Origin of the sequence: Pseudomaricurvus alkylphenolicus (genome assembly GCF_011683955.1) — a bacterium.
Classification (GTDB): domain Bacteria; phylum Pseudomonadota; class Gammaproteobacteria; order Pseudomonadales; family Cellvibrionaceae; genus Pseudomaricurvus; species Pseudomaricurvus alkylphenolicus.
Map to the genome: position 1 here is coordinate 66,955 of NZ_JAAQPI010000012.1, position 12,317 is coordinate 79,271.

At 54.1% G+C, this 12,317-nt stretch carries 11 protein-coding genes; 4 read left to right on the top strand and 7 right to left on the bottom strand.

What is annotated here, in order from left to right; all coding sequences use genetic code 11:
* Positions 1 to 202 precede the first annotated feature (202 nt).
* The 4 genes from HBA55_RS25690 to HBA55_RS25705 form a co-directional block, all read right to left on the bottom strand.
* A complete protein-coding gene (locus tag HBA55_RS25690) occupies positions 203 to 1,519 on the bottom strand; it encodes a sodium ion-translocating decarboxylase subunit beta (protein ID WP_166997353.1) in 1,317 nt (438 codons plus the stop codon).
* A gap of 18 nt (positions 1,520 to 1,537) precedes the next feature.
* On the bottom strand, positions 1,538 to 3,328 hold the full coding sequence (gene oadA / locus HBA55_RS25695; RefSeq protein ID WP_166997355.1) for a sodium-extruding oxaloacetate decarboxylase subunit alpha: 1,791 nt from the start codon (positions 3,326 to 3,328) through the stop codon (positions 1,538 to 1,540).
* Between the two features lie 65 nt (positions 3,329 to 3,393).
* Entirely contained in the window at positions 3,394 to 3,645 is a 252-nt protein-coding gene (locus HBA55_RS25700) for an OadG family protein (RefSeq protein WP_166997357.1), read from the bottom strand.
* A 350-nt stretch (positions 3,646 to 3,995) separates the two neighbouring features.
* Positions 3,996 to 4,388, bottom strand: coding sequence for a response regulator (locus HBA55_RS25705; RefSeq protein WP_166997359.1), 393 nt, complete (start codon positions 4,386 to 4,388; stop codon positions 3,996 to 3,998).
* 214 nt (positions 4,389 to 4,602) lie between these two features.
* On the opposite strand from HBA55_RS25705, the gene HBA55_RS25710 reads away from it, so the two are divergent.
* From HBA55_RS25710 to HBA55_RS25720, 3 genes are all read left to right on the top strand, one after another.
* Positions 4,603 to 5,571 carry a tRNA-dihydrouridine synthase gene (locus HBA55_RS25710; protein ID WP_166997361.1) on the top strand — a complete coding sequence of 323 codons (969 nt, stop codon included), beginning with the start codon at positions 4,603 to 4,605 and terminating at the stop codon, positions 5,569 to 5,571.
* Between the two features lie 64 nt (positions 5,572 to 5,635).
* Positions 5,636 to 6,154, top strand: a complete 519-nt coding sequence (locus HBA55_RS25715) for a YfiR family protein (RefSeq protein WP_166997363.1) — start codon at positions 5,636 to 5,638, stop codon at positions 6,152 to 6,154.
* The gene (locus HBA55_RS25720; protein WP_166997365.1) at positions 6,154 to 8,205 is read left to right on the top strand and encodes a putative bifunctional diguanylate cyclase/phosphodiesterase; all 2,052 of its coding nucleotides are present in this window, start codon (positions 6,154 to 6,156) and stop codon (positions 8,203 to 8,205) included. Before HBA55_RS25715 ends, HBA55_RS25720 begins: the two co-directional genes overlap by 1 nt.
* A gap of 734 nt (positions 8,206 to 8,939) precedes the next feature.
* Here the strand turns inward: HBA55_RS25720 and HBA55_RS37900 are convergent.
* Entirely contained in the window at positions 8,940 to 9,662 is a 723-nt protein-coding gene (locus HBA55_RS37900; RefSeq protein WP_338109457.1) for an acyltransferase, read from the bottom strand.
* Between the two features lie 139 nt (positions 9,663 to 9,801).
* Here HBA55_RS37900 and HBA55_RS25730 point away from each other — a divergent pair, with 139 nt between their 5' ends.
* Entirely contained in the window at positions 9,802 to 10,440 is a 639-nt protein-coding gene (locus tag HBA55_RS25730; protein ID WP_166997634.1) for a class I SAM-dependent methyltransferase, read from the top strand.
* 33 nt (positions 10,441 to 10,473) lie between these two features.
* Here the strand turns inward: HBA55_RS25730 and HBA55_RS25735 are convergent, their stop codons facing one another.
* Both HBA55_RS25735 and HBA55_RS25740 read right to left on the bottom strand, forming a co-directional pair.
* A complete protein-coding gene (locus HBA55_RS25735) occupies positions 10,474 to 11,562 on the bottom strand; it encodes a prenyltransferase/squalene oxidase repeat-containing protein (RefSeq protein ID WP_166997367.1) in 1,089 nt (362 codons plus the stop codon).
* A complete protein-coding gene (locus HBA55_RS25740) occupies positions 11,555 to 12,310 on the bottom strand; it encodes a class I SAM-dependent methyltransferase (protein ID WP_166997369.1) in 756 nt (251 codons plus the stop codon). Before HBA55_RS25740 ends, HBA55_RS25735 begins: the two co-directional genes overlap by 8 nt.
* Positions 12,311 to 12,317 lie beyond the last annotated feature (7 nt).

Consider the following 12,317-nt stretch of genomic DNA (forward strand, 5'->3'; position numbering starts at 1 on the left):
GAAGCCAACGAACATCTCCGGCAGAACCGGCGGATTACGGCGCAAGCGCCTAATCCGCCCTACGCATAAACAACGCCGTCAGAGTACCAATCCTGCGAATTTCTAAGACCGGTTATGGCACTTCAGCGACTTTCAGAACCACAAACAAAAACCCCCCGACGTTTCCGCCGAGGGGTTTTCAAAGCACTTTCGCGATTGGCGATTAACCACCCATAGACTGCACCATAGAGATCATCACGCCCGCCGCAACCGCAGAACCAATCACACCGGCCACGTTCGGCCCCATCGCATGCATCAACAGGAAGTTCTGGGGATTGGCCTCCAGACCGACCTTGTTAGAAACACGGGCAGCCATAGGCACCGCAGACACTCCAGCGGAACCAATCAGTGGGTTGATCTTCTGCTCACTGAACTTATTCATGATCTTGGCCATCACCACACCCATGGCAGTACCAATTCCAAAGGCCACAATACCCAGTGCCAGAATACCCAGCGTCTTGGGGTCCAGGAACTTGTCAGCGGCCAGCTTGGAGCCCACAGACAGACCCAGGAAAATCGTGGTCACATTGATCAGCGCATTCTGGGCGGTATCCGACAGACGATCCACCACTCCACACTCTTTCATCAGGTTGCCGAAGCAGAACATACCCAACAGCGGCGCAGCCGAAGGCAGGAACAGGGCCACCGCAATCAGCACAATCACGGGAAAGGCAATCTTCTCACGCTTGGACACAGGACGCAGCTGAGTCATGGTGATCTTGCGCTCTTCCTCGGTGGTCAATGCCTTCATGATCGGGGGTTGGATCATAGGTACCAGCGCCATGTAAGAGTACGCAGCAACCGCAATCGCACCCAACAACTCAGGCGCCAGCAGAGAAGACACATAGATCGCCGTAGGACCATCCGCACCACCGATAATGCCAATAGCGGCTGCATCAGCGATGGTAAAGTCCATAATACCCATGGCACTCAGACCGACAGCACCCAAGACGGTGGCAAAGATACCAAACTGTGCCGCCGCACCCAGGAACATGGTCTTGGGGTTCGCCAGCAGCGGACCGAAGTCGGTCATGGCACCCACGCCCATAAAGATCACCAGCGGCGCGATGGTCGAACCAATGGCCACCGAGTAAAACTTATAGAGCATGCCACTGTCGTAGCCGGCATTGGCCGCCACCTGATTGGCCGCGAACAACTGTTCCGCCGAGGCATTGGGCAACGCCGCCTTGATATCCGCATAGGTCTCGTAGGCAGCAAGGTTAAGCGCCTTGGCCATAGCCGACAACACCTCTGGCCCGCCGGAAAGCAGTGCGTTTTCCACCGCCGAATAAGCCAGGCCAGCGCCGGGAATATTCGCCAGAATGCCACCGAAGCCGATGGGTACCAGCAACAGGGGTTCAAAGTTTTTGTTGATCGCCAGATACAATAGACCCAAACCGATCAGGATCATCGATATCTGACCCGGACCAGTAAACTGGGCCAGACCAGAGTCGTTCCAAAGTCCGATTAAACTTTCCATTTAGATAAGCCTCCGGACTCAAGCGATAGTCAGCAGAGTGTCGCCAACGGCAACGGAGTCGCCCTCTTTGACGTTGACGCTACCGATAGTGCCGGTCTTGGGTGAGCGCACTTCGGTTTCCATCTTCATGGCTTCCAGCACGATGATCAGGTCGCCTTCCTGTACCGCCTGGCCGGGAGCCGCGTGTACCTTGAAGATGTTACCGGCCAAAGGCGCAGGCAGAGGCTCACCGCCCGTTACAGGAGCAGCCCCGCCAGCGGCAGGAGCCGCAGCTGCTGCACCACCCACCGGTGCGATACCGGTCAGGTCGCCACCGTCGGAAACGGTTACAGTGTAAGAAGCACCCTCAACGGTCACCGTGTAGACCTCTTCACCGGCATCGTTGGTAACCTTGGAGCTTTCTTTGCCAGTTGGCACGGGCTCAAAGGCGTCTGGGTTACCGCGGTTCTGCAGGAACTTCAGGCCGATCTGTGGGAACAGTGCGTAAGTCAGAACATCGTCGATTTCCTGCTCACCGGCAGCCAGCTTGATGCCCTTCTCCGCGGCCAGCTTCTTCAGCTCCTCGGCCAACTTGTCCATTTCCGGCTCAATCAGATCGGCCGGACGACAGGTAATGGCTTCAGCACCGTCAAGTACGCGAGCCTGCAGCTCTTTATTGCAAGGCGCAGGCGCCGCACCGTACTCTCCCTTGAGCACACCCTGGGTCTCTTTGGAGATAGACTTGTAACGCTCGCCGGTCAGTACGTTCAAAACTGCCTGGGTTCCAACAATCTGAGAGGTTGGAGTTACCAGAGGGATAAAGCCCAGGTCTTCACGAACGCGAGGGATCTCAGCCAAAACCTCACCGAACTTGTCTTCGGCGCCCTGGTCACGCAACTGGTTTTCCATATTGGTGAGCATGCCACCAGGCACCTGAGCGGTCAGGATACGGCCGTCGATACCGCGCAGAGAACCTTCAAACTTGGCGTATTTCTTACGCACTTCACGGAAGTAGTTGGCGATCTCTTCCAGCTTCTCCAGATCCAGACCGGTATCGCGGTCGGTGTCCTGCAGAATGGCAACCACGGATTCGGTGGGGCTGTGACCATAGGTCATGGACATGGAAGAGATAGCGGTGTCGATATTGTCGATACCGGCCTCGACACACTTCAGCGCGGTGGCGGTAGACAGGCCCGTAGTGGCGTGACACTGCATATGAATGGGGATATCACAAGCGGCTTTCAGCTTGGTGACCAGCTCGTAGCCGGTGTAAGGCTTCAACAGACCCGCCATGTCTTTAATGGCGATGGAGTCGGCACCCATATCTTCGATGCGCTTGCCCTGCTCTACCCACATATCAATGGTGTGCACCGGGCTTAGAGTATAGGAGATAGTACCCTGGGCGTGTTTGCCCTGCTTTTTAACAGCCTTAAGAGCCGTGTCAATATTGCGCATGTCGTTCATGGCGTCGAACACGCGGAAGACGTCAACACCGTTGGTGGCGCAACGCTCTACAAACTTTTCAACCACGTCATCAGCATAGTGACGGTAGCCGAGGATATTCTGGCCACGGAACAGCATCTGCATCTGAGTCTTGGGCATGGCCTTTTTCAGTTCGCGAATGCGATCCCAGGGATCTTCACCCAGGTAACGGATACAGGCGTCAAAGGTGGCTCCACCCCAGGTCTCCAACGACCAGAAACCAATCTCGTCAAGTTGGGCGGCGATGGGCAGCATATCGTCGATACGCAGGCGGGTGGCAAACAGGGACTGGTGCGCGTCGCGCAGCACAACGTCGGTAATACCTAATGGTTTTTTGTTCTCAGTCATGAGAAACCCCTTGGATTGTCAAATCGGTAATTCTGAAAGCTCAATGGCTTGGCGTTATCAACAGCTTATTTGTGCTTGGCACGGTGTTGGTCCACCGCGGCCTTGATAATGGCCAACAGCTTCGGGTCGGTGACACCGGTGGGCGCAGCTGCAGCGGGTGCGGCAGTGGGCTCGGGTGCCGGCGCTTCGGGGAGGAAACGCTGTACGAACGAAGACATGATCGTGGTAGCGATCACCAGTACGGTCAGGAACACAAATACAGTGCCCATTCCGAAGAGCATCAGATCGACGCCCTGTGACATGATATCTTGTTGCATGGGTAGTCTAGCCTCCTAGTCCAGGCCACGGGGTCTCCGTGGCGCCTGTTCTCGTCAATTGCACGTCGACGGGCCGGTAAGCCCTGACACCTCTATTTATTTCACCAGTAGTTAAACCTTTTTATCAGCCAACTCTTTTTTACTATCAAACTGGCCGATCTGGCTTGAAACTCAACCAAATTGCCGTCAAAAGCCCGGTTATTGGCTGGTTCAATGGGTGTTTTACGCACTGCCCCCGTATAGGGGACGTGCAATGTAACTGGAACTTTTTTTGTAGGCAAATTTTCTTCACTACTACAAAATTAGTTGCAAGAGCCACAAATACTTATAGCTTTCAAGCACTTACAAGACTACAACTGCTCTAAACGAGCACTCAGCTCTGACAAATCCGGAAGTGGCTTATAGATGACGCTCTGCTCGCCCACACCCAAAGCCAGCAGATCCACCGATGGAAGGTACTCCAACGAGCCCGTATGTATGAGGAACTTCAGGGTCGGATAACACCGGGACGATTGGCGGATAAATTCTTCTCCCCCCATGCCCGGCAGACGCATATCGACAATCACGGCATGATAATCCGGCATTCCGGTGTCGTCCCCAATGGCGGCATCCAGCAATTTCTTGCCCTCTTCCGCCGACGCCGCTGCGTCCACCAGATAACCTTCGTCCTCAAGATAGGCTCTCAGGTTCTGGCGTACGGCCAATTCATCATCAACCAGTAAAACCCTGCGCTGGGGCGTCATAAACGATCTCCTCGGTCAGACTGAGCCTTGAGATCCTCCTACCGACGCCCTCGTGCTTACCTCCTGCAAGCTCAAATTTTCCATGACCTGGAATACTAGGCCCCGGAGCGCCGATTTTCCAGCAAAAGCTATCCGCGGCCCTCACGCCCCGCACTCGAAACAAAATCGTTTCTTTTTGTTACAATGCGCCCCCTTTTCTTACCCGACTGACCTTATGCGATTGTTCCTGGCCCCGATGGAGGGTGTCGTTGATCATCACGTTCGCGCCATGCTGTCCGCCGTTGGCGGCATTGATGTATGTGTCACCGAATTTGTGCGTGTCAGCTGCCATCAACGACTGCCGGAACGGGTGTTCAAACGTCTCTGCCCGGAGCTGGACAGCGCCAGCCGGACCCCTACGGGTACTGAGGTGCGACTGCAGCTGTTGGGTGGGCATCCCGGCTCGCTCGCTTTTAATGCCCGCAAAGCCGCAGCCCTCGGCGCGGCAGCCATTGATTTGAATTTCGGCTGCCCGGCCAAGACCGTCAACAAGAACGACGGCGGCGCCAGCCTCCTGCGCGAACCCGAACGTCTGCACGCCATCGTCGCCGCAGTACGTGAGGCTGTGCCCGTCGAGGTGCCGGTAACTGCCAAGATCCGGCTTGGATTTGAGGATCGCAGCCTTTATATGGACAACGCATTGGCAGCCTGCGAAGCCGGCGCCAATGAGCTGGTGGTACACGCCCGCTCCAAAACCGATGGCTACAAACCCCCGGCCTATTGGGACTACATCGGCCGCATCCGCGAACACATCGACATTCCACTTATTGCCAATGGCGAGGTCTGGTCCTGGCAGGATTATCTGGAATGTCGCCGTCAGTCTGGATGTGATGATGTCATGCTCGGTCGCGGCCTGCTGGCACAACCGGATCTGGCCCGGGAAATCAAGGCCCGACTGGCCGGGGACGAGTATCTGCCCCTGAGCTGGCCCCAGGTAGCTGCCCTTCTGTTCGACTACTACCTGATCACCAAAGACCTTTACCCCAGCCGCTTTCTCGGCAACCGGGTCAAGCAATGGCTCGCCTACATGCGCCTGCGCTACCCTGAAGCCGGGCTGATGTTTGAGCAGATCAAGCGACTCACCGCAGCGTCAGATCTGGAGCGGGCCTTCTCGCAGCATATGGCGTTCGCTGAAACCGCCTGATGTGCCCATCGACCGCGCTGGTCTATACTCTGAGTTGAATTGTCACTGGAATCAACCATCAGCGATGCCCCTGTCCTTTAGTCGTGCGTCTTTTTACTGCTCACCGCTGGTGCTGCTGGCGCTACTGATGTGGCCGGCTATTGGCGCGGCCAACGATCTGAGCCGCATAAATGCCCTCAAAATTGCCTATGTGTACAACTTCACCAAATTCATTAGCTGGAAAAATCCGCGTGCCGAGACCTTTAACATCTGCCTGTTAAGCCAGAATCGCGCCATGCGGGCTGGATTTTTGGCACTGGCCCGCAAATCGGTCCAGGAAATCCCCGTCAATATTCTGAATGTTGACCCATCAGCGCACGTTGACAGCTGCCAGGTACTGTTTGTTGGAGACCGCACAGCCGATCTATCCGGGCTCGACACCACGGGCGCACTGGTTATCACCGACCAGGATCATATCGATGCCCAGATACACTTCAAGATCATCAGCAATAAACTGAGGTTTAATATCCACCGCGCCGAGATGGAAGCCAAGGGGTTGGGTATTTCCTCAAAGCTGTTGCGACTGGCCTATGAGGTGTACTGATGTTTTCGCGCCTCAACACAATTAAGCAGAAGATCATCGCCGTCTCCATGGTCAGCACCAGCAGCGCGATTCTGCTGGCAACTCTGGCCTTTGCCTACGAATACATTAACACCCTGCACGACGACCTGGAACGCCGCATCGAGATCGAGACCGCAGCCCTGGCGCAAAACATCAGCGCATCACTGGTGTTCGATGACACTGACGCGGCGCGGGAAATACTCTCGTCATTTTCTGTTGACGAGGCAGTCCTGGCTGCTACCGTCAGAGATACTGACAAGCAAGTGTTTGTGGAATACTACGCAAGCAAACTCGGCGAGGAAGGTAGAGCCCTCGGCGAACAGGGCATTGCCTTCATCAGCCGCAAAATTGTTTTGGATAAGGAAGAACTCGGCGAAGTCACCGTCTTGATCACTCATGAGCAATTAAACCGCAAGATTCAAAGGGTGTTCGGCTTGGCGGCGTTGATTTTTGCGCTGGCGGTGGTCACCGCTTTTATTATTTCCAGCCGTCTGCAACGGGCCATTTCACAACCGATATTAAGTCTCAGCAATCTGGCCAACCTGATCGCCGCCCACAGCAACTATAGCTCTCGCGTCGACATACACAGCCGCGACGAAATCGGAGAATTGGCCAAGGCCTTCAATCACATGCTGGAACAGATCGAGCACCGCGACAGCCACCTGGAAAAGCAGGTTCGCCAGCGAACTGCGGAACTGGAAAAACTGGCGGAAGAGTTTCGGCATCGGGCTTTCCACGATGCATTAACAGGCTTACCCAATCGCGCCCAATTAAACGAGCGCTTCTCTTCATTTACCTCCCACGCCAGACGAACGAAAACCTCAGTTGGTCTTCTGCTGCTGGATCTCGATAATTTCAAAACCATAAACGATACTCTGGGACACGACTTTGGCGACGAACTGCTAAAACTGATTGCCCACCGAGTACAGGCGGTCATTCGTGGCGAAGACATTGTCAGCCGTGTTGGCGGCGACGAATTCGTAATAATGGTGCAGGACATCGATTCAGATCAGGACCTGAACGCCATCGCGGACAATGTATTGGAAGTGCTCCGCGACGACATCGTGCTACTCAACCAGCGCATCAAGAGTTCCGTCAGTATTGGCGGCGCACTCTACCCCAAAGACGGTGGCGACTTACTGACCCTGAAACGCAACGCCGACCTGGCCATGTACAGTGCCAAAGAAGCCGGCAAGAATCAGTATCGCTTGTTCAACCAGAACATGACCGACAGCTCCACACAGCGCCTGATTGTGCAGAACGACCTGCAAACCGCTATCGAGCGGGGAGAGCTGGAAATCTACTATCAGCCCAAGATCAACCTGCGTACGGGGCTGGCGAATGGCAGCGAAGCGCTGATTCGCTGGCATCACCCGCAGGAAGGCTTTCTCAACCCCAACGAATTTATTCCCTTCGCGGAAGAAAACGGTTTGATCCTGCCCATGGATCACTTTGTAATTCGTTCCGTTTGCTACCAGATCGCCCTTTGGAAACAAAAGGGCAACACGAGCCTGCCGGTCGCGATCAACCTCTCCGGACTGCACTTTCAAAGCGAGGAAATCTTGCGTGTTCTGCGTGGCGCACTCAAGGATTCGGGCATTGCCAGCCATTTGCTGGAAGTAGAGCTCACAGAAGCGTTTCTGATCGAAGACCCGGATCGGGCATTATCCATTCTCAAGAAGATCCGCCGCCTCGGCATCAAGGTCAATCTGGATGACTTCGGCACCGGCTATTCCTCCCTGAGCTATTTACGTTCACTACCGATCGATATCGTTAAGCTGGACAAATCGTTTATCGACCGGATCTGCCACGATCCGCAGGACAAAGCCATCACCCAGGGCATTATTACACTTGCCCGGGACTTAAAACTGGGCATTGTTGCCGAGGGCGTCGAATTGCAGGAACAAATCGACCTACTTACCGCCATGGGCTGCGAAACGGTGCAGGGATATTTCTATAAGCCGCCCTGCCCGGCGCCTGAGTTCGAAAGCTGGCTCGAAACCTTCAATCAGCAAGTGGTTATTGATCGTTAAAGCATTTGGGTCTGCAGGAAAAATTGTGAGCTTTTTGGGTTCAGACAATGTCGGTAGAGTGCCAAAAGCTGCCGTTCGAGACAACAGGATTTTCTTCCCGCGTAGGTCGGATTAGCTCCGCTTCGCGGAGCGTAATCCGACGGTTCCGCTGGAGCTGTTCGTTGGCTGCGGTCCGGTTTTTAACACTTTGGGGGGTTGCTGCAACAGGTGGTTTATAAACGGCCGCCGCCAATTGAAACCTTTGGTGGAACGGCGGATTACGGCTTCGCCTAATCCGCCCTACATTCGTGCGGCCGTTGCAGACAGTTGCGGCACCCCATTATCAACGCTTTGAAGTTGCGATGATAGGACGATGAAGTCGGGGTACCTCGATCTAAAGGGTGGCTGGGTGTCCGTTGTGGCACAAAATCACCAGCCCCTTTCGCCCTATCCGCAAAGTAAAGACCTGGGGAAAACACCTACTTCCAATGGCCGGTTATGATGCAAAGAGACGGTGCCAATCCGGTCGCGCTCGGAGCGCGCTGCTACACACGAAGATAAATTGCGCCACGCCGAAGGTCAGCTTCTGGCAATTGCTGCCCATCCGATCACGCCCAATGCTTGTTGCAAGTCGTGTTCAAATAGAAAAGTTCGATCTTCAACATGACAGCAGAAATTTTGGTCAGCCATCATTCCAGGCAAATTAAACCCGCGATTTCTGCAGAGCAAGCAAACGTTTTTTCAACGAAGTGGATTCAGTCACTGCGGGTGGGGAACAGCTTTGAGCGAACCCAGCCCCACAGTGTATTTTGACTCAACACATAGCGATCCAGATCGCGCTGATTCTGCAGATAAAACTCCCCCTGTTCGAACAGCTTCTCGCGTTTGAGCATACGGCGACTGGGATTAATAGACTTTATGACTTTCGCCGGGTTGCCACCAACAACCACATTGTCCGGCACGTCTTTAACCACCACCGCACCCGCAGCAACCACACTGTTTTCTCCGATGGTGACGCCCTTGCCCACCTTGGCGCCGTGACCGATCCAGACATTGTCTTTCAATACAATCGGCTTGGTACAGCGAAACGGCCGGGTACGATTGTAAAGACCATGCCAATCACTATCCGCAATATAACAACTGGCAGCAAACATACAGTTATCACCAATAGTAATCGAATCGGCGGCGGTAATAGTGGTACCCGGCGACATCAAACAATAATTGCCGACGGAGATTTTTCCATCCATGCCTTTTCCACTCCAGGTGGTCAGGCGCACTGGATTGTCTCGAGAACTGATCAAGTGCAGATAACTGCCCACCTCAATATTACGACCAAAAACCTCGGCGCTCATCGGACTGACCACCATAGGATTTTCTCCCAGACCATCAAAATTTTTTACAAAAAAATGATTGACCAGAAAGTCATTCCAATAGCCCTGAAGCCGTTTAATAAAATAGGGACTGTGGTTTTTTCTCACAAAAAAATCCTGCTTTGTGGCATTACCCGTTAACCAGAGTTGAGCCGCTTTTTTGGCTTGCGTTTCGCGCAGTCGACCGATACTGTGTCAGCCTGTTTGCACAAAAATGTTCACTCCGAGAATCCTCATGTCCAATGCTATGAACGATCAAAACACCCTCCCCTCCCCCGAACTGCCTCTCGACATCGACAGCATCAAAGGGTTTCTGGCAGCTGATGAAGGCGCAACGCTCTATCACTATGCCCTGGAGGCATCGAAGCTTGGACCCTGCCTGGAAATCGGCAGCTACTGCGGCAAATCCACCGTTTATCTGGGCAGCGCCTGTCAACAAAACCAATCCACCCTGTTTGCTCTGGACCATCACCGCGGCTCCGAGGAGCATCAGCTGGGTGAGGAATATCACGATCCAGACCTCTACGACAGCGGAATTGCGTTGATGGACAGCTTTCGCACCTTCCGCACCACCATGCGCGAAGCCAATCTCGACAACACCGTTGTGCCTGTAGTCTCTTCCTCCGCCACGGCTTCCCGCCACTGGGCCACACCTTTGGGTATGGTATTTATCGATGGCGGACACAGTGAAGAAGCCGCACAAACCGACTACCGCAGCTGGTCCACATTTATCAGACCCGGCGGCATTCTGGCCATTCACGATATTTTTCCGAACCCGGAAGACGGCGGCCAGGCGCCCTACAACATCTGGAAGCTGGCCAAGGCCTCTGGCCTTTTCGACGAACTGCCCACCGTTAACACACTGGGTTTATTCCGACGTCGATGATGGTTCTACGTTAGCAATGAGAGGCAGTTTGTATTAAACGACTGCCTCGGCTTCCTCAATTTCCGTCCACTTTTCTTCGTGATCGGGCAACAACGCGTTTTCCAGAAACAACCTGCTCGCTGGTGTGTGTTCGGTAATCGCATCCGCCGCTAACATAATGGCTCCAGCCGTCCAGGTGGTTTTCTCCTCAGGCCAGATCACATCTTCGACATATTGGTACCCGGTCCAGTAACCGCCGTCTTCACCGTCGCGCCACTGATGCAACCAGCCGTAAAGCATAATCGCCTTGGCGTGCTCACCGGCCGCCAGCAGCGCCATGGTCAGTTCGCAAGACTCCGCCACTGTTACCCAGGGTTCGTCACTGACACAAACGCAACCCATATCCTTTCGGACAAAGGTTTCCCAACGCTCCTGAATTCTGGCCTTGGCATCACCGCCTCGATAAACGCCTGCAAGAATCGGATAAAACCAATCCATAGAATAGCGCTCTTTGCTTTCCCAGGTGCGATCAAAACACTCTGGATGAAAACGCAGAGCTTCACCCAGGCGATGATAAGCCCGACGCCAGTGACTGCAATCATGCTCCAAAGTGGTGGCAATATTAATCGCACACTCCAGACTTTTATAAATGGAAGAACAGCCCGTTATCAGTGCGTCCTTCATGGGTTCACCATCTTCGCTGACAGCCCAATAAATTTCGCCGGAAGGTGACTGCTGACGCAGTACGAATTCAATCGCCCGCTCCACCATCGGAAAACAATCAGCCAGAAACGCCCTATTGGAGGTAATCAGATAATGGTGCCAGACGCCGGTTGCCACATAAGCCACGAAATTAGTTTCACGCTTATCACAATACAATGGCTTGCCATCCTGATAGTTGGCATACCAGCTGCCATCGGCTAGCTGCTCCTGAAGCAACCACTGGTAGGCGCTCTCCGCCGCCGTGTACTCCCCGGCGATACTCAAACCCATAGCCGCTTCAGTGTGATCCCAGGGATCGGCCTTACCGCCAGCAAACCAGGGAATGCAGCCATCCTCCTGTTGAACCGATAAAATATAATCGACGGTTTTACTTAAAAACGCCTGCGGGTAAATACCTTTGCTCAGCAACAAACTATCCATGGGCGGGGCTCTCCTTATCGACGTCTGCCGCAATTTTGTGGGCAGGCTCGCGCTGAAAATACATCACCACGCTTTTACCCATAATGGGGTCGAGTAACTTCTCCAAGGTGCGGGTTATCCAGGGTTGTTGCATCAGATCCCAGACTAAAAAGCGGTGGTACTGTTTGACCAGCCAGGCGTCGTCATTGCCCCAGTTCCAACACTTCAACCACCAGAAAGGCGAGTGCAGCGCATGAGCCCAGTGGCGAGCGTAACGGCGCCAGCCAATGTCCTCCACATCGTGTCGCAATTGCGTCGCGTTAAAGATACGAATATGGCCGCCTTCCACCTGGCGATAAGGCCTGCTCAGCCTCCAGCAGATCTCCTCGGGCCAGGCGCGGGGCACACTTACGGCCAACAACCCGTTGGGCTTGAGAACCCGATCTATTTCCTGCAAAACCCCCTTGTAGTCGGGGATATGTTCCAGCACCTCGGAACACACAACCTTATCGAAACTGTTATCGTCAAAGGGCAATTTCAGTGCATTGGCCCTTTGAAACTGCACGCTCTTGCGTGGATTGTCTTTTTCCTCAAAGTCGTCGAAGCGTTCTTGAGCGGTCTGCAGATCGTTTTCACTGAGGTCGATGCCAATGGCTTCCACCTCAGCGCTAAGATAAGCGCCAATAGTGTGTCTGCCCTCGCCACAGCCCACGTCCAGAATACGATCGCCATTACGAAGTTGAAGGCGTTTAAAATCGATGGTTTGCATAACGTTG